This is a genomic window from Roseateles sp., from assembly GCF_047654785.1.
Lineage (GTDB): Bacteria > Pseudomonadota > Gammaproteobacteria > Burkholderiales > Burkholderiaceae_C > Pelomonas.
This window is the reverse complement of sequence record NZ_JASGKQ010000002.1, coordinates 642,535-658,328: the sequence shown is the minus strand read 5'-3', so window position 1 is coordinate 658,328 and position 15,794 is coordinate 642,535. Positions and strand designations below refer to the sequence as shown.

17 protein-coding genes and 1 pseudogene are annotated in these 15,794 nt (G+C 71.8%); 5 read left to right on the top strand and 13 right to left on the bottom strand.

What is annotated here, in order from left to right:
• Nucleotide 1: 1 nt before the first annotated feature.
• Entirely contained in the window at nucleotides 2-940 is a 939-nt protein-coding gene (locus QM788_RS07500; RefSeq protein WP_415660861.1) for a nucleoside hydrolase, read from the bottom strand.
• On the bottom strand, nucleotides 937-1,707 hold the full coding sequence (locus QM788_RS07495) for a fumarylacetoacetate hydrolase (protein WP_415660860.1): 771 nt from the start codon (nucleotides 1,705-1,707) through the stop codon (nucleotides 937-939). Before QM788_RS07495 ends, QM788_RS07500 begins: the two co-directional genes overlap by 4 nt.
• Before the next feature lie 35 nt (nucleotides 1,708-1,742).
• On the opposite strand from QM788_RS07495, the gene QM788_RS07490 reads away from it, so the two are divergent.
• The 3 genes from QM788_RS07490 to QM788_RS07480 all read left to right on the top strand — a co-directional run bounded on the left by QM788_RS07490 (nucleotide 1,743) and on the right by QM788_RS07480 (nucleotide 5,516).
• Entirely contained in the window at nucleotides 1,743-2,660 is a 918-nt protein-coding gene (locus QM788_RS07490; RefSeq protein ID WP_415660859.1) for a hypothetical protein, read from the top strand.
• A gap of 121 nt (nucleotides 2,661-2,781) precedes the next feature.
• Nucleotides 2,782-3,063, top strand: coding sequence for a DUF3567 domain-containing protein (locus QM788_RS07485; RefSeq protein ID WP_415660858.1), 282 nt, complete (start codon nucleotides 2,782-2,784; stop codon nucleotides 3,061-3,063).
• A gap of 140 nt (nucleotides 3,064-3,203) precedes the next feature.
• A complete protein-coding gene (locus tag QM788_RS07480) occupies nucleotides 3,204-5,516 on the top strand; it encodes an ATP-binding protein (protein ID WP_415660857.1) in 2,313 nt (770 codons plus the stop codon).
• Here QM788_RS07480 and QM788_RS07475 read toward each other — a convergent pair.
• Nucleotides 5,503-5,703: pseudogene (locus QM788_RS07475) on the bottom strand (GNAT family N-acetyltransferase); the annotation flags it as partial. The gene QM788_RS07480 and the pseudogene QM788_RS07475 overlap by 14 nt on opposite strands.
• A 162-nt stretch (nucleotides 5,704-5,865) precedes the next feature.
• On the opposite strand from QM788_RS07475, the gene soxR reads away from it, so the two are divergent.
• Both soxR and QM788_RS07465 read left to right on the top strand, forming a co-directional pair.
• Nucleotides 5,866-6,351, top strand: coding sequence for a redox-sensitive transcriptional activator SoxR (gene soxR / locus QM788_RS07470; protein ID WP_415660856.1), 486 nt, complete (start codon nucleotides 5,866-5,868; stop codon nucleotides 6,349-6,351).
• Nucleotides 6,352-6,421: 70 nt separating this feature from the next.
• The gene (locus QM788_RS07465) at nucleotides 6,422-7,198 is read left to right on the top strand and encodes a ferredoxin--NADP reductase (protein ID WP_415660855.1); all 777 of its coding nucleotides are present in this window, start codon (nucleotides 6,422-6,424) and stop codon (nucleotides 7,196-7,198) included.
• Between the two features lie 387 nt (nucleotides 7,199-7,585).
• Here QM788_RS07465 and QM788_RS07460 read toward each other — a convergent pair whose 3' ends face one another.
• The 10 genes from QM788_RS07460 to QM788_RS07415 form a co-directional block, all read right to left on the bottom strand.
• A complete protein-coding gene (locus QM788_RS07460) occupies nucleotides 7,586-8,605 on the bottom strand; it encodes a bile acid:sodium symporter family protein (protein ID WP_415660854.1) in 1,020 nt (339 codons plus the stop codon).
• Nucleotides 8,606-8,610: 5 nt separating this feature from the next.
• Nucleotides 8,611-9,426 carry a LytR/AlgR family response regulator transcription factor gene (locus QM788_RS07455; RefSeq protein WP_415660853.1) on the bottom strand — a complete coding sequence of 272 codons (816 nt, stop codon included), beginning with the start codon at nucleotides 9,424-9,426 and terminating at the stop codon, nucleotides 8,611-8,613.
• A 19-nt stretch (nucleotides 9,427-9,445) separates the two neighbouring features.
• A complete protein-coding gene (locus QM788_RS07450) occupies nucleotides 9,446-9,844 on the bottom strand; it encodes a hypothetical protein (protein ID WP_415660852.1) in 399 nt (132 codons plus the stop codon).
• Entirely contained in the window at nucleotides 9,841-11,268 is a 1,428-nt protein-coding gene (locus QM788_RS07445) for a sensor histidine kinase (RefSeq protein WP_415660851.1), read from the bottom strand. The genes QM788_RS07450 and QM788_RS07445 overlap by 4 nt, the downstream gene beginning before the upstream one ends.
• 193 nt (nucleotides 11,269-11,461) lie before the next feature.
• Nucleotides 11,462-12,031, bottom strand: coding sequence for a YceI family protein (locus QM788_RS07440; protein WP_415660850.1), 570 nt, complete (start codon nucleotides 12,029-12,031; stop codon nucleotides 11,462-11,464).
• A 37-nt stretch (nucleotides 12,032-12,068) separates the two neighbouring features.
• Nucleotides 12,069-12,602 (bottom strand): YceI family protein, encoded by a 534-nt coding sequence (locus QM788_RS07435; RefSeq protein WP_415660849.1) that lies wholly within the window; start codon nucleotides 12,600-12,602, stop codon nucleotides 12,069-12,071.
• Between the two features lie 16 nt (nucleotides 12,603-12,618).
• Nucleotides 12,619-13,158: a cytochrome b gene (locus tag QM788_RS07430; RefSeq protein ID WP_415660848.1), complete on the bottom strand. Its 540-nt coding sequence runs from the start codon at nucleotides 13,156-13,158 to the stop codon at nucleotides 12,619-12,621.
• A gap of 102 nt (nucleotides 13,159-13,260) precedes the next feature.
• Nucleotides 13,261-14,172 carry a DMT family transporter gene (locus tag QM788_RS07425; RefSeq protein WP_415660847.1) on the bottom strand — a complete coding sequence of 304 codons (912 nt, stop codon included), beginning with the start codon at nucleotides 14,170-14,172 and terminating at the stop codon, nucleotides 13,261-13,263.
• An 80-nt stretch (nucleotides 14,173-14,252) separates the two neighbouring features.
• Nucleotides 14,253-14,945 (bottom strand): MT-A70 family methyltransferase, encoded by a 693-nt coding sequence (locus QM788_RS07420; protein WP_415660846.1) that lies wholly within the window; start codon nucleotides 14,943-14,945, stop codon nucleotides 14,253-14,255.
• On the bottom strand, nucleotides 14,942-15,742 hold the full coding sequence (locus QM788_RS07415; protein WP_415660845.1) for a BglII/BstYI family type II restriction endonuclease: 801 nt from the start codon (nucleotides 15,740-15,742) through the stop codon (nucleotides 14,942-14,944). Before QM788_RS07415 ends, QM788_RS07420 begins: the two co-directional genes overlap by 4 nt.
• Nucleotides 15,743-15,794: the final 52 nt, after the last annotated feature.

The following is a 15,794-nucleotide window of genomic DNA, read 5'->3' as shown; positions in this document are numbered from 1 at the left end:
GTCAGAGCCTCCCCAAGCGCTCGGTCAGCAGCGCGAAGAAGCCGTCCGCGTCCAGGTGCCGCAGCACCTGCGCATTGGCCGGCAGGCCGGTGGCGCCCCACCAGTCGATGACGCTCATGCCGCGCGTCAGCGGGCTCTGCACTTCGATGCGGACGTTGCAGTCGCGGCCCTGGAACAGTTCCGGCGCGAGCAGCCAGGCGATCACGCAGGGGTCGTGCAGCGGCGCGCCGTCCTGGCCGTATTTCTGCTCGTCATAGCGCTCGTAGAAATCCATCCACGCGGCCACCGCGTCGCCGGCGCGGCTGCCGAGCGCGCGGATCGCGGCGATGCGGTCGGCGCGGGTCAGCGCCTGGTGCGTGACGTCCAGCGGCGCCATCGTGATCGGCACGCCGCTCGTGAAGACCTCGTGCGCGGCCTGCGGATCGACGTAGAGGTTGAACTCGGCGGCCGGCGTCACGTTGCCGCCCTCGAAGAAGCCGCCGCCCATCAGCACGATGCGGCGGATGCGCGCCGCCACGTCGGGTGCGCGGCGCAGCGCCAGCGCGATGTTGGTCAGCGGCCCCAGCGGGCACAGCGTCACCGTGCCGGGCGCACGCTCGCGCAGCACCTGGACGATGAAGTCCGCCGCGTGGCGCGGGTCCACGGGCAGCGTCGGCGCGGGCAGGTCCACGCCGTCCAGGCCGGTGTCGCCATGCACGTGCTCGGCGGTGACCAGCGGCACGTCCAGCGGCCGGTCGGCGCCCGCGCAGACCGGCAGGTCGCGCCGGCCGGCCAGTTCCAGCACCTTGCGGGCGTTCAGCGTCGTCAGCGCCAGCGGCACGTTGCCGGCGACCGTCGTCACGCCGAGCAGTTCCAGCTCGGGCGAGGCGGCGGCCAGCAGCAGCGCGATGGCGTCGTCCTGGCCGGGGTCGGTGTCGATCAGCAGCGGGATGCGGGTCATGCGGCGGCAACGTCGAGGTCGATGGCGCCGAACAGGCTGTGCTGGCCGTCGGCGGTCTTGAGATCCAGGCGCAGGCTGTCGCCGGGCGCCAGCGGCAGGTCCAGCGCGCCGAGCGCGCAGCCCGCCACCTGCCCGGCCCGCAGCGCGCGCAGCCGGGCCACGCGCGCCAGCGCCTCGCCCGGCGCGGCGGCCACGTCGCGCGGCGCCAGCCGGGCGCCGTTGTGCAGCGCGACGAGCCGGCCGTGCAGCCGGCCGGCCCGCCAGGCCTCGCCGAGTTCGTCCGGCGTGACGGCCAGCGGCGCGGCATGGCTGGCGACGAGTTCGCCGTCCACGCGCCAGTCCACGGCCAGCGTCAGCAGCCGCAGCGCGTCCAGCGCGACGGCGGCATCGCCGGCGGCGGCCAGGTCGCCGCCGAGGGCCGCCAGCGCCGGCTCCGCCGTGGCCGGCGCGCGCAGCGGCTGCTGCGGCGGCGAGAACTGGCCGGCCTCGCGGCGCACGCCGCCGTCGGCGCCCACCACCGCCCAGCCGTAGGCGCGCGGCAGCGGCGCCAGGCATTTCTCCGGCTCGAACGGGAAGGCGTGGCGCAGCTTGCCGTGGTTGAGCTGCACGGCCAGGTCCTCGAGCTGCGGCGCGAGGAAGCCCCAGTCGTCGAGCACCTGCTGCAGCCGGGTGGCGATGCCGGTGGCGTGGTGGGCGTGGGTGAGGTCGCGCGAGACGACGACGAGGTGGCCGTCGCGCGAGCCGTCGGCGTAGCTGGCGAGTTTCATGGGGCGGGCGATCCGGGCGGTGGCAGCATTGTGCGATGCCCGCCCCGCCACCCTCCCGCCTGCCCCGCGCCGCCGCCGCCGCGCTGGCGGCCAGCGCGCTCGGCCACGCCGTGCTGCTGGGCGGCGGGCACGCGGACGGGGACGCCGCCGCCCGGCCGGCGCGGGCCGTCAGCGTCACGCTGCGGCCGGCCACGGCGCCGGTGGCGCTGCCCGAGCCGGCGCCTGCGGCGCCCGCAGCCCGGCGCGCCCCGTCCCCGCGGCCGGCGCCCGCACCGGCCACCGCCGAGCCCCCCGACGCGCGCGCCGAGTCGCCGCCCGCCGCGCCGCTGCTGCGCCTGGCCGGGCCGGCGGCCTGGCGCTACCACCTGCGCTGGGCCGGCCAGGACGGCGAGGCGCTGCTGCACTGGCAGCCGCAGCCCGACGGCCGCTACAGCCTGCGGCTGACCCGGCGCATCGGCGAGCGCACCCTGCCCGCGCAGCAGAGCCTGGGCCGCACCGGCAGCGCAGGCCTGGCGCCGGAGCGCTTCGCGGTGCAGAACGGCGGCCGGGACCGCCAGGCCGTGAACTTCGACGCCGAGGGCCGGCGCCTGAGCTTCTCGGCCAGCCCGGCGCAGCTGGACCTGCCCGACGGCGCGCAGGACCGGCTGTCCTGGTGGCTGCAGATCGCCGCGCTGGTGCAGGCCGCACAGCCGGAGGGCGCCCGGCCCGGCGGGCGCTGGCGCGTCTGGGTGGCCGGCGTGCGCGGCGACCTGCGCGAATGGACCTTCGAGGCCGTGGACCCGGCGCCCGAGGACGCCGGCACGCTGCACCTGCGCCGCCAGACGCTGGGGCCGCAGGATCCCGGCATCGACCTCTGGCTGGACCCGGCGCGGGGCTACTGGCCGGTCCGGCTGCGCCAGGGCGACCCCGAATCGAGGGGGTTCGAAATCCGCCTGGCCGACGTGAACTCCTGACACTTCCAGCACGCGGCCGGCGAACGCGATGCCCCGATCAGCGCCGGCTTCTGCCAGTATTTGTCCCGGCGGGCTTGAAAGCCCGCCCCCCAACCGCAGTTGAAGCCCCGAGGAGAACGCCATGCACATGCTCTACAACTCCGACAGCTTCATCGTCGTCCAGTTCGTCGTGCCGTCCGACCCGCCCCCGGTCGCGCCCGCCGGCCCGCAGCTGGCCCGCGGCGGCTTCGAGATCGTCGACAAGTTCGCGCGCAAGGAAATCTTCATCGAGGGCGCGCTCGCCGAGTCCTTCCAGCAGGGCGTGCAGGCGCTCATCGAGGACGGCCAGCCGTCGGTGGACGAGTTCGACGCCTTCATCGAGCGCTATGCGGTCATGGGCCAGCAGCCGGTCGTCATGCACTGAGCCCCTGTTGCCCCCCGTTGGCGCCGCAAATGCGCAATGGGTAACGCATCGGCCGCGGTGAAGAGGCCGACGAGACCGCCCAACCCTGATACAAGACGGGACCGCGCCGGCCGCTGCAGGCTGCGCAAGGAGTCCTTTCGATGGTGAAGCGAGCCGCCGCAGAGACCGCCTCACGCGCCAGTGCGCGCATGCTGCCGTCGCCCGGTCTGGACGGCGCGCCGGTGCTGGACCGGATGTGTTCGCAGTTCGTGCTGACGCTGACCGTGCGCCACGCCGGCCGCTTCAACCTGCGGCGCGACTTCAACGGCCTGCTCTCCTTCACCGGCCGCCACCTGGTGTGGCCGGTGCGCGTGCTGCAGCGGCTGCGCGCCTACCTCGCGCAGCGCTGCGCCGGCAACGAGCTGTGGCGCGGCCACGAGGCGCTGTCGGACGAGGCCTTCCTGGCCCGCTTCGGCCAGTGGAGCGGCCCGTTCGCCGAGGGCACGCTGTTCTTCTACCTGGACGAATACGTCAAGGACGCGCCCAAGGACATGCTGGCGCTGCTGGCCGCCACCTGCGAGCACCTGGACCGGCAGCTGAAGCGCGAGTCCACGCTGATCGAGAAGAACATCGACGCGCTGGGCCAGTTGCTGCAGCTGAACCCGGCCGAGCGCGCCATCCTGCTGTACGGCACGCTGGCGCGCTACCAGCGCGAGCTGCGCGGCGCGCTGGTCGAGTTCAAGGTCAACACCGCGCAGGAGGCCTTCGCGGCGATCGCGGCCGTGGCCGGCGTGGACGAGCGCGAGGTCGCCGAGGCGCTGCGCGCCGGCTCGCGGCTGGAGCGCATCGGCATGGTCGAGAACCTGATCTCCGAGCACAACATCACCGACCTGGCCGACCTGATGAAGGTCAGCGACCAGCTGCCGCCGGTGCTGATGCGCGAGTACCAGGGCCCGCACGACCTGATGGCCGTGTTCACGCGGCCGGCCGCGAAGAGCACGCTCGCGGCCGGCGACTTCCAGTTCGTCAGCGAGGACCTGGCGCTGCTCCAGGGCCTGCTGCGCCAGGCCGTGGCCACGCATGCGACCGGCGTCAACGTGCTGCTCTACGGCCCGCCCGGCACCGGCAAGACGGAGCTCGCCAAGGTGGCGGCGGCCGCCGCCGGCCTCGACCTCTACGAAGTGGAATACGCCGACCGCGACGGCAACTCGCTGTCGGGCCGCGACCGCTACCGCTCGCTGCAGATCAGCCAGGTCTTTTTGAAGGCCAGCGCCAACGTCGCGCTGCTGTTCGACGAGGTGGAGGACGTGTTCCCGCCGCTGTCCAGCGACACCGCCTCGCTGCTGAGCCGGCTGGACGCCAGCGGCGAGGCCGGCGTCGGCAACTCGGTCAGCGGCAAGGCCTGGGTGAACCAGATCCTCGAAACCAACCCGGTGCCGGTGATCTGGGTGACCAACCGCATCGAGCAGATCGACCCGGCGTTCCGCCGCCGCTTCCAGTACCACCTGGAGCTGAAGTCGCCGCCACCGGGCGCGCGCCGCGGGCTGGTCGCGCGGGCGCTGGGCGAGGTGGCGGTCAGCGAGGCCTTCGTCGGCAAGCTGGCCGAGCGGCCGGGGCTGACGCCCGCGCAGATCCGCACCGCCGTGCGCTTCGCCCAGCTGGCCGGCGCGGCCGGGGACGCCGAGCGGCTCATCGAGCGCCAGCTCTCCAACGCCGACAAGGCGCTGGGCCGCGACGGCACCGGCAGCATCGCCCGCCCCTGCGTGACCCGCTATGCGCTGGAGCTGCTGAACTGCGAGAGCCGCTTCGAGATCCCGCGCATCGTCGAGGCGCTGCGCCGCCGGGGGCGCGGGCAGCTGTGCTTCTACGGCCCGCCCGGCAGCGGCAAGACCGCGCTGGCCGAGCACATCGCGCAGGCGCTGGACCGGCCGCTGATGGTCAGGCGCGCCAGCGACCTGTCCAGCAAGTTCGTCGGCGAGACCGAGCAGAACATGGCGCGCATGTTCGAGGCCGCGCAGGCCGAGGGCGCCGTGCTGCTGCTGGACGAGGCCGACAGCTTCTTGCGCAGCCGCAAGCACGCGGAGCGCAACTACGAGGTGTCGGAGGTCAACGAGATGCTGGCCGGCATGGAGCGCTTCAACGGCCTGTTCATCTGCACGACCAATCTGTTCGACGACCTGGACGAGGCGGCGCTGCGGCGCTTCGCGTTCAAGATCCGCTTCAAGGCGCTGAAACCCGAGCAGCGGCTGGCGATGTTCGAGCGCGAGGCCGGCGCGGCGCCGACCGACGAGCAGCGCGCGCGGCTCGCGGCGATGGACTGCCTGACGCACGGCGACTTCGCGGCCGTGCGCCAGCAGGTCGAGATCCTCGGCGAGGCGTTCACGCCGGACGAGTTCCTGGCCCAGCTGGACGCCGAGCACCGCGCCAAGCCCGAGGTGCGCGAGCGGCGCGGGATGGGCTTCAGAGCCGCTTGAAGTAGTAGCTCGTCGAGCACGGCGCGCCGTCCGGCATCAGCGCATAGGCCGGGATGTCGCCCGCCCGCTGCCAGCCCAGCCGCTCGTAGACGCGCGACGCGTCGCTGCCGGTGACGGTGTCCAGCACCAGCGTCGTCCGGCCCAGCTCGCGCGCCTTCGCCTCCAGCGCCCGCAGCAGCCGCTCGGCCGAGGCCCCCAGTTCCAGCAGCGCCTGCTGGGCCATCGGCAGGTGGTTGCTCATGCGGCCGCCGCAGGTGGCGGCCCAGGCGGCGCCGGCATCGAGCAGGGCGTGCAGATGGGTGGGCATGGCGGGCGTGTTCATCGTCAAGGCGGACCTCCTCGTGGCAACATGGCCGCCATGCTCGAAGCTGAAGTGAACTTGAAGTCAAGCGCCGCGCCGCTGACCATCGGCCAGCTGGCCCGGCGTGCGGGCGTGGCGACGAGTGCCTTGCGGTTTTACGAAGCGCAAGGATTGCTGGCCGGCAGCCGCAGCGCGGGCGGGCACCGCCAGTACCCGCGGCATGTGCTGCGCCGTGTGGCCTTCATCCGCGCGGCACAGACGGTGGGCCTGACCTTGCCGCAGATCAGCGCCGCGCTGGCGTCGTTGCCCGACGGCCGAACCCCCACCAAAGCCGACTGGGCGCGGCTCTCCGCCGGCTGGGCGCCGCTGCTGGACGCGCGCATCGCCGCGCTGCAGGCCTTGCGGCAGAAGCTGACGGGCTGCATCGGCTGCGGTTGCCTGTCGCTGAAGGCCTGCGCGCTCTACAACCCGGCCGACAAGGCCGGGGACGAGGGCGCTGGCGCCCGGCTTCTGCGCACCGAAACCGAACGTTGATCCTTATGCGACGACCGCCTATCGGTTCCAGGCGAAAATCCAGCGGTTGACCCCGCCCAGAACACCGCCCATGAGTGCCTTCCACGAAGAGACCGTCCTGACCGTCCACCACTGGACCGACCGCCTGTTCAGCTTCACCACCACGCGCGACCAGGCGCTGCGCTTCTCCAACGGCCACTTCACGATGATCGGCCTCAAGGGCGACAACGGCAAACCGCTGCTGCGCGCCTACAGCATCGTCAGCGCCAACTACGAGGAGAACCTGGAGTTCCTCAGCATCAAGGTGCCGGACGGCCCGCTGACCTCGCGGCTGCAGCACATCAAGCCGGGCGACAAGATCATCGTCGGCCGCAAGCCCACCGGCACGCTGCTGATCGACTACCTGCTGCCGGGCAAGACCCTCTACCTGCTGGGCAGCGGCACGGGCCTGGCGCCGTTCATCAGCATCGTGCGCGACCCCGAGACCTACGAGCGCTTCGAGAAGGTCGTCATCGTGCACGGCGTGCGCCAGGTGGCCGAACTGGCTTACCACGACCACCTCACCGTGGACCTGCCGCACCACGAGTTCCTCGGCGAGTTCGCCAGCGAGCAGCTGCTGTACTACCCGACCGTCACGCGCGAGCCCTACAAGAACACCGGCCGCATCACCGACCTGATCCAGACCGGCAAGCTGCAGGCCGACCTGGGCCTGCCGCCGCTGGACCCGGAAACCGACCGCATCATGCTGTGCGGCAGCCCGGCGCTGCTGAAGGACATGCAGGAGATGCTGGAGATCCGCGGCTTCAAGGAAGGCAGCACGACGACGCCGGGCGACTATGTGATCGAGCGGGCTTTCGTCGAGAAATAGAGCCCCTCGCCTGGGCTTGCTCCCGCTGAACGCGGGCCAGCCCAGTCGGTCCCCCGAGGGGACGGCGATGCTCGCGGGGCTTGCCCCGCTCGCACATCGCCCACGGGCCGGCTTGGGGCGGCCCGGCGCTCGGCCCGTGCGCTGAGTGAGACACCTCTCGCTGGGCTTGCTCCCGTTGAACGCGGGCCAGCCCGCTGCCCTTCGGCAGGCACGGCGAGCCCACTGGGCTCACCGTGTCCGGCCTCAGCCCCCGAGGGGACGGCGATGCTCGCGGGGCCTGCCCCGCTCGCACATCGCCCACGGGCCGGCTTGGGGCGGCCCGGCGCTCGGCCCGTGCGCGGGGTGAGACACCCCTCGCTGGGCTCGGCCCGCCACGAACCGCTGCGGCTACTCGGCGGTCACGCCTTGGCCCCGGCCCTGCGGCCCGCGCGCATAGCGCCGCGCCAGCGGCGCGCACACCATCAGCTGCAGCTGGTGGAACACCATCAGCGGCAGCACCAGCAGGCCCACGGCCTGGCCGGCGAACAGGATCTGCGCCATCGGCACGCCGCTGGCCAGCGTCTTCTTGGAGCCGCAGAAGACGGTGGCGATCTCGTCCTCGCGCGGGAAGCCCAGGCGCCGGCTCAGCACCGTCAGCAGCGGCATGACGAGGGCCAGCAGCAGCGCGCAGATGAAGAGCAGCGCCAGCAGCGTGGCCGGCGGCAGGTGGCGGTACAGGCCCTGCACCGTGGCGGCGCTGAACGCGGCGTAGACGACGAGCAGGATGGTGCCCTGGTCGCTGGCGCGCACCCAGGCCTTGTGCGCGGCCACCCACGGCCCGGTCCAGCGCTGCAGCGCCTGGCCGGCGGCGAAGGGCAGCAGCAGCGTGGTGACGATGCCCTCGAAGGTGTGCCAGGACAGCTGCATGCCGCCCGCGCCGGCGGTGGCGCCCACCCACTTCGCCATCGCGGCCATCAGCAGCGGCGTGACCGCCATGCCGAGGATGTTGGACGCGGACGCGCTGCACATCGCCGCCGCCACGTTGCCGCGCGCCAGCGACGTGAAGGCGATGGACGACTGCACGGTGGACGGCAGCGCGCAGATGAACAGCACGCCCAGGTAGAGCGTCGGCCCGACCAGCGGCTCCAGCCAGGGCCGTAGCGCCAGGCCCAGCAGCGGGAACAGCAGGAAGGTCGAGCCGAACACCAGCGCATGCAGCCGCCAGTGCAGCAGCCCCTCCCACACCGCGCGGCGCGACAGCTTGCTGCCCTGCAGGAAGAACAGCAGCGCCACGGCCGCGTGCGTCAGCCCGTCCAGCACCGGCACGCCCCGGCCATGCACCGGCAGCAGCATCGCCAGCCCGACGGCGGCAAGCAGCAGCAGCGTGAAGGTATCGGGCAGCCAGCGCAGCCAGGTGGGTCGCGTCATGGCGGCTACATGCCCTTGAACAGGTGGGTGTAGCTGCGGCTGACTTCGAGCTTCTCGGCCAGGCCCCTGACGCCGACGAGCTGGCGGCCGCGGAAGTCGCGCGTGATGCCGTCGATCGCGCGCGCGTTGACCAGCGTGGAGCGGTGGATCTGCCAGAACAGCTGCGGGTCCAGCTCGTCCACCAGCTCCTTGATGGGCTTGCGGATCAGCGCCTCCACCTTGGCGGTCTGCACGCGGGTGTATTTCTCGTCGCTGATGAAGAACAGCACGTCCTCCACCGGGATCATCTGGATGGCCTGGCCCACCGAGGCCTGGATCCACTGCAGGTAGTTCGGCTTGGCCGCCGGGTTCATCTGCGACGCCAGCTTGTGCAGCAGCTGCTGCAGCGGGGCCGACGAGGTGTCCACCGCCTCGGCGCCGGTGCGCTGCGCGAGCCGCTTCTTGATGCGCGCCACCGTCAGCTGCAGGCGCTCCCGCTCGGCGGGCTTGAGCACGTAGTCGGCCACGCCCTGCTCGAAGGCCTCGACCGCGTACTGGTCGTAGGCGGTGATGAAGACGATCTCGGGCACCAGCCAGTCGTCGTCCTGCGGCAGCTGGGCGATCTGGCGCGCGGCGTCCACGCCGGTCAGGCCGGGCATGCGGATGTCCAGGAACACGAGGTCGGGCCGGTGGGCCTGCGTCAGTTCCACGGCCTCCAGGCCGTTCCTGGCCTCGGCCACGATGTCCAGTTCGGGCCAGACCTCGGCCAGCCGGCTGCGCAGCTGCTCGCGCATCAGCCGTTCGTCGTCGGCCAGCACGGCGCGGATGGGTGGGGTGCTCATGGCCGGCGATGCTACCGGCTCAGGCGGCCCCGGCGCGGCTGGGCGCGCGGCGGCGGTTGCGCAGCACGACGAACAGCAGCAGGCCCAGCAGGATCAGCGGCGAGCCCAGCACGGCGCCCGCGCCCAGCAGCGCGGCGAGCACCGCGGCCACCACGCCGCCGACGATGAGCAGCGGCAGCGCCACGCCCAGCAGCAGCACCAGCGGCACGACGAGCGCGCAGACGGCGCCGGCCACCAGCAGGCCGATGCCGGCGCCCAGCCAGTCGCCCAGGTCGCTGCCGCCGAAGAAGAACTCGCCGTCGTCCAGCGTGATGTGCAGGTCCGGGCCGTGGTGGCTCAGCAGCGCCCAGCCGCCCAGCAGGGCCGCCAGCGCCATCAGCGCGGTGCCGATGAACAGGATCTTGAACAGGGTCTTCATGCCGGGGCTCCTTCGTGGTCGTTGCGGCTGCGGTAGGGGACGGTGATCGTGACGACCGTGCCGCCGGGCGGGTTTTCGGTCACGGTGACGGCGGCGCGGCTGCCGTACAGCAGCTGCAGCCGCTCGCGGATGTTGGCCAGGCCCACGCCGGTGCCGCTGGTGGCGGCGCGGCCGAAGCCCAGGCCGGTGTCGGCCACCGAGACGGCCAGCTTGCCGTGCACGATCTCGGCCTTGACCCGGAGCAGGCCGCCCTCGGCCTTGGGCTCCAGGCCGTGCTTGATGGCGTTCTCCACCAGGCCCTGGATCATCATGGGCGGGAACTCGGCGGACAGCAGGCCCTCGGACACGTCGATCTCGGTCTGCAGCCGTTCCTCCATGCGCACCTTCAGGATCTCCAGGTAGGGGCGGATGACGGCCAGCTCACGGCCCAGGTCGCGCGCGCCGCCGCTGGCGTTGGCCTCGCGCATCGTCGGCATGGAGGCCCGCAGCAGCGCGATCAGGTTCTTCTGCATCTGGCTGGCGCGCGGCGGGTCGGTCTCGATCAGGTGGTCGATGCTGGCCAGCGTGTTGAACAGGAAATGCGGCTCCACCTGCGCCTGCATCGCCGCCATGCGCGCCTCGACGACCTGGCGCTTCAGGCTCTCGGCCTCGGCCGTCTCGGCGGCCTGCGCGGCCTTCACCTCGGCCTGCATGCGGCCCTTGTACACGGCCTTGATGACCGCCGACGCGAGCACCCACAGCAGGGCCAGGTCCTGCAGCGAATCGCCCAGCCGCTCCACGGTGACGCGGCGGCCGCCCCCGGCGGCGGCGGCTTCCTCGACCGCGTCCTGCAGCGCCTGCTGGGCGTCGGCGGCGGCCTGCTGCGCCTCCTTGACCGCCTCGTTCTGCTGCCTGAGCTGGCCGAGCTGCGCCCGGGCCTGCTCGACGGCGGCGCGGAGGTCTTCGGGGCGGGCGCTCTTGGGAAAGTCGATCGCGATGGCCGGCGCGCTGGCGTTCCCGGCGTCCGGCGCGGCCGCACTGGCCTCGGTGGCCGGCGCGCTGGCGGCGGAGGCCGCGCCGGTGGGCTGGATGCGCACGCCGCGCTCGTCCACCTTGATCTCGTACTTCCTGCCGGCGTCCTCGACGGCCCGGCGCGCCCGCTCGACGGCCTTCTCGGCCTCGGCCTTCAGCCGGGCGCGGCGGTGCGCGGCGGCGTGGTCGGGCTCCTGGACGACCTCGTTGATGCGCCAGGTGAACGGCGGCACCTGCTGCAGCACCTGCACGCCGACCAGCAGCGCCAGCGCCAGCAGCGCGAAGCGCTTCCAGCTGATGCTGACCAGCCAGCCCGCGTAGGCATGGAAATGGCGCACCGCCGCGGCGGAAATCCGCTGCCCGCGCTCGATCCAGCGCTGCTGCTGGGGGCTGGGGGTGAAGGAGGTCGTCATGGCGGCGGATCGTCGTTGGCAGCCACTGTACGCAGGCCCGCGGCGCGCCGTGCCGCCGAGGCGACGCACCGGCTGCGGCAGAGGATGAACTGCAGCGGCGCGCGACAGGGCGGGAAGCCCGGAGAGCCAGCCGGAGAGCCGGAAACGGCGAGGCCCGCCGGAGCGGGCCTCGGGAGGCAGCGGCGCGGCCGCCTTACTGCTTGACGGCCTCGACCTGGATCAGCAGGCGCACGGTGTCGGGGATGCCGGGCAGGCCGTAGGTCATGCCCCATTGGCTGCGCTGGAGGGTGGCCTCGAAGTCGCCGCCGCAGATCTCGCGCTTCAGGCGCGGGTTCTCGTAGCAGTTGAAGCTGGTGGCCGTCAGCGTGACGGGGTTGGTCCTGTCGCGCAGGGTCAGCATGCCGCTGACGCTGGTGACCTTGTCGCCGTCGAAGGTGAACTTGTCGCCGACGAACTTGGCCGTCGGGAACTGCTCGGCGGCGAAGAAGTCGTTGCCCTTCAGGTGGCCGTCGAACGGGCCGATGCCGGTGGAGATGGAGGCCATGTCCAGCGTCAGCTCGACCTTGCCGGTCTTGGCGGCCTTGTCCAGCGTGACGGTGCCTTCCTTCTTGTCCCAGCGGCCGCGGTTGGTGCTGGTGCCGAAGTGCTTGGCCTCGAAATAGACCTGGGTGTGGGTCGGCTCGATGGCGTAGGTGGCGCTCTGGGCCTGGGCGGCGCCGGCGGCGGCGGCCAGCAGGGCGGTGAGCAGCAGGGCTTGGTTCATCGTCGGGGTCTCCGGGAGTTGGGGGGAAGGGAACAGCTTACAGGCCGGTGAAGGCCAGCTTGAATCGGACGGTCACGTCGTTGGCGACCATGGAGGTGTCGGCCCAGTCGCCGTCGCCGATCTTGAAGTCCAGCCGCTTGATGGCCACGCTGCCCGAGGCCACGCCCTGGCTGAGCGTGATGGGCACCACCACGTCGCGGGTGGCGCCCTTCAGGGTCAGCTTGCCGGCCACGTCGTAGCGGCCGGCGCCGGCCGGCTTGATGCTGGTGGACACGAAGGTGGCCTTGCCGTTGCGCCGGGTGTCGAACCAGGGCGCCTTGGCGACCTCGGCGTCGAAGCTCGCGTCGCCCAGCGACACGCTGCCCAGGTCCACCGTGAAGGCGATCCGGCCGGCCTCGGGCTTCTTGGCATCGAAGTCCAGCTGGGCGTCGAACTTGCGGAACTTGCCGTCCACCGGCACGCCCATCTGCTTGAACGTGAAGGCGAGGTCGCTCTTCTCGGGCTGCAGCGTGGCGGCCTGGGCGGCCAGCGCGCCGGTGGCGAGCAGCAGGGTGGTGAGCAGGCGTTTCATGGGCATTCCTTGGGGGTCAGGCGCGGCCCAGCCCCATGCGGGCGAGCAGGCCGTCGCGGTCGATGAAATGGTGCTTCAGCGCGGCGCCCACATGGGCCAGCACCAGCAGCGCCAGGCCGTAGGCGAAGGCCATGTGCAGCGTCTTGAAGCTCTCGGCCAGCGCCTTGTCGCGCGGCACGAAGTCGGGCAGCGGCAGCACGCCGAACCACACGACGGGGAAGCCGGCGGCCGAGCTGTACGCCCAGCCGGCCAGCGGCACGGCGAAGAACAGCAGGTAGAGCAGGCCGTGCATGGCGTGCGCGGCGCGGGCCTGCCAGGCGGGCATGGGCAGGTCGGCCGGCGGCCGGTGCGTGAGGCGCCACAGCAGCCGCAGCGCGGACAGCGCCAGGAGGGTCACGCCGGCCCATTTGTGCCAGTTGTAGAGCTTGAGCCGCGCCGGCGAGAACGGCAGGCCGGTCATGTACAGGCCGACGCCGAACGCGCCGACGATGCCCAGCGCCAGCAGCCAGTGCAACGCGATGGCGACGGGGGTGTAGCGGGCGGCGGGTTGCGTCATGGGTTCGCAGTGTGGACCGGCGGCGGCCGGCTTCGGTTCACCGGCCTTGTTGCCAATGTTCGACGATTTTGAACACGGCCGCCGCCCCGCGGTCAACCCGCGTCAGCGCGGCGCCGGCGCGCGCCCCACCAGGAACACGCCGGCCAGCACCAGCGCCGTGCCGGCCAGGATCCAGCCGTTCATCGGCTCGCCGAGCAGCGCCGCGCCCATCAGCAGCGTGCTCATCGGCCCCACCATGCCGACCTGGGCCGACAGCGGCGCGCCGATGCGCGCGATCGCCAGCATCACCATCAGCACCGGCGCCACCGTGCAGGCAGTGGCGTTCAGCAGCGACAGCCACAGCACCGGCTCCGGCACCCGGGCCGCCGCCAGCGGGCGCAGCAGCGCGAACTGCGCGATGCACAGCACGCAGGCCACGCTGCTGGCCAGGCCCGTCAGCCGCAGCGCGCCGAGGCGCTGCACCACCTTGCCGCTGAGCGCGAGGTAGACCGCATAGCTGACCGCGCTGCCGAACACCAGCGCCGCGCCGAGCGCCGTGCCCGCGCCGTCGAAGCGCAGCTCGTGCGCGAACACCGCCGCCACGCCGGCATAGCTGATCGCCAGCGCCACGGCCTGCCGCGCCCGCAGCCGGTGGTGGAAGAACACGACCGACAGCAGCAGCACCAGCGTCGGGTTGAGGTAGAGGATCAACCGCTCCAGGCTGGCCGAGATGTGGGCCAGGCCGGCGAAGTCGAGGTAGCTGGCGAGGTAGTAGCCGGTGAAGCCCAGCACCGCGATGTCGCGCGCGTCCCGCCGGGTGAGCGCCGGCCGCCCGCGCCCGGCCCACCAGGCCATGGCGAGGAAGCAGGGCAGCGCCAGCAGCATGCGCCACATCAGCAGCGTGACCGCGTCCACGCCGTAGCGGTAGGCCAGCTTGACGATGATGGCCTTGCCGGAGAAGCCGATGGCGCCCAGCGCGGCGAGCGCGAGGCCGGCCCACGGGAGGCGCGGCGCGGAGGAGGCGGGATCAGCCATGCCGCGCATCGTGCCAGCGGCCACGCGCCGCGGGCTTCCTGCGTCGTGGATGGGCGCTTCGCGCTAGATGGCCAGCAGGTCTAGTCCGGCGAAGCGGTGAACAAATCGGGAACCGCCTGACCGCGCAGTGCCTCAGCACCTGAATGGTTGGCGTAGGTGGGCCAATCCGGGAAATAGTCATCCGACTGATTGCCCCACACATCCCAACCCGGGCGGGCGCCGCGAGCGAACAGTTCCAAGAACGGCCCCGGGCTGCAAGCCTCGACGATGGGATAGAACTCATCGGGCTTGCGCGAATGCTCCCGTTTCTGCGTCGCCAGCAGGTTCACCTGGCTGCGCCCCGGCGCCAGGGTTCGCGCGTTCTTGCCCTTGACGCCAAAGAGCACCAGTTCGGTGACGTTGCGGAAATAGAACCCCACACCGCGCCCATCGGAGCCCCCGTCCTTGCGCACCTTGTGCCAGACCAAATTGCTCTTGTACTGAAAACCCCAGGCTTCGAGCACGCGCAGCCCCTCGGGCAATAGCGCGTTTGGCACCCAGAGATAGAGATGTGCCGTGTCCTGCGTGAGCTGACTCACAGGCAGCCCCATGATCTCGGCCAATTCCATCGTGCCGTAACGGGACAGCCGCCGGTGTTCGGGCGCAACCTTGCCGGTGCGGTTCTGGAACTGCCACGGGGGGTCGGCCAGGATGGTCGCGAAGCGCTTGCCGCCGTGCCGGTCGAGCAAATCCTTCGCTGCGGCGTTCTCTGGCAGTGCGGGTTGTGCGTTCATGGTCGAGGCATCCAATCGGTAATCAGCTTCGGCGTGATGCCGAACACCAGGATCGGGCAGCCGCCATGCCGCCCGGCGTTCAGCCGGTACAGCAGCTTGCCCATCCACGTGGTGCTGGCGCCGTACTTTGCCCTCACGGAGCCCTTGGCGACGCTGCCGTCCTTGTTGAGCTGGGGAACGGCCTGGAACACCGGGTTGAGGCTGGCGCTGCGCGTCACCATCACACCCGCGCTGATCAGGCCGCACTCATGGAAAGTGCGCAGCGCGTACAGGTCGCGGTCGAAGGTCTGATCCTTGGAGTTCCACTCCAGATCGAAGGCGACGCGCCCCTTCACGTAGTCGATCTTGTGGCCGTCGATGAAGTTCTCGATCACGCGCGGCGCCTGCTCGCCGCGCTTGACCTTGGTGGCTTTGCCGTTGACCTGGAAATGCTCCTCGTACTCCTCCAGGCGCACCAGCAGATCGCCCTGCACCCGCGTCTCCACCCAGCCAGCGGGGCGCAGCGTGCGGGAGAACTTCTTGGGCATGTCGGACTCATTGCCGCCCGGCATGCCGATATCCGTCGTGGTGATCCTGAAGTCGAGCAGGGCGCGCTCGATCTGCCGCAGTTCCTCGGGGAACGAATTGGCGAGGATCGCCGCCGCATGCCGGTAGCTGAACACCTCGTACAGCGCACGCACCTCGGCGCCGATGTAGCGCTCGATGTCGCTGGCGGGGTCGGCGTTCGGCCCCGGCTGCAAAGCCACGTCGGCCAGGTCGGCCGACTCGTCGGCGGGGTCTTGGGATGAGGGGCTCATGGTGGGGGCGGGTCGGGCACAAAGGCTGCGGCCCGTCACGTTGCACGACGTG

Coding starts and splice junctions, on each gene's coding strand:
- QM788_RS07440 (WP_415660850.1), bottom strand. CDS start 12,031: ATGAACCAAGCCCTGCTGCTCACCGCCCTGCTGGCCGCCGCCGCCGGC.
- QM788_RS07415 (WP_415660845.1), bottom strand. CDS start 15,742: ATGAGCCCCTCATCCCAAGACCCCGCCGACGAGTCGGCCGACCTGGCC.
- QM788_RS07435 (WP_415660849.1), bottom strand. CDS start 12,602: ATGAAACGCCTGCTCACCACCCTGCTGCTCGCCACCGGCGCGCTGGCC.
- QM788_RS07425 (WP_415660847.1), bottom strand. CDS start 14,172: ATGGCTGATCCCGCCTCCTCCGCGCCGCGCCTCCCGTGGGCCGGCCTC.
- QM788_RS07495 (WP_415660860.1), bottom strand. CDS start 1,707: ATGAAACTCGCCAGCTACGCCGACGGCTCGCGCGACGGCCACCTCGTC.
- QM788_RS07445 (WP_415660851.1), bottom strand. CDS start 11,268: ATGACGACCTCCTTCACCCCCAGCCCCCAGCAGCAGCGCTGGATCGAG.
- QM788_RS07455 (WP_415660853.1), bottom strand. CDS start 9,426: ATGAGCACCCCACCCATCCGCGCCGTGCTGGCCGACGACGAACGGCTG.
- QM788_RS07480 (WP_415660857.1), top strand. CDS start 3,204: ATGGTGAAGCGAGCCGCCGCAGAGACCGCCTCACGCGCCAGTGCGCGC.
- QM788_RS07485 (WP_415660858.1), top strand. CDS start 2,782: ATGCACATGCTCTACAACTCCGACAGCTTCATCGTCGTCCAGTTCGTC.
- QM788_RS07430 (WP_415660848.1), bottom strand. CDS start 13,158: ATGACGCAACCCGCCGCCCGCTACACCCCCGTCGCCATCGCGTTGCAC.
- QM788_RS07450 (WP_415660852.1), bottom strand. CDS start 9,844: ATGAAGACCCTGTTCAAGATCCTGTTCATCGGCACCGCGCTGATGGCG.
- QM788_RS07465 (WP_415660855.1), top strand. CDS start 6,422: ATGAGTGCCTTCCACGAAGAGACCGTCCTGACCGTCCACCACTGGACC.
- soxR (WP_415660856.1), top strand. CDS start 5,866: ATGGCCGCCATGCTCGAAGCTGAAGTGAACTTGAAGTCAAGCGCCGCG.
- QM788_RS07500 (WP_415660861.1), bottom strand. CDS start 940: ATGACCCGCATCCCGCTGCTGATCGACACCGACCCCGGCCAGGACGAC.
- QM788_RS07420 (WP_415660846.1), bottom strand. CDS start 14,945: ATGAACGCACAACCCGCACTGCCAGAGAACGCCGCAGCGAAGGATTTG.
- QM788_RS07460 (WP_415660854.1), bottom strand. CDS start 8,605: ATGACGCGACCCACCTGGCTGCGCTGGCTGCCCGATACCTTCACGCTG.
- QM788_RS07490 (WP_415660859.1), top strand. CDS start 1,743: ATGCCCGCCCCGCCACCCTCCCGCCTGCCCCGCGCCGCCGCCGCCGCG.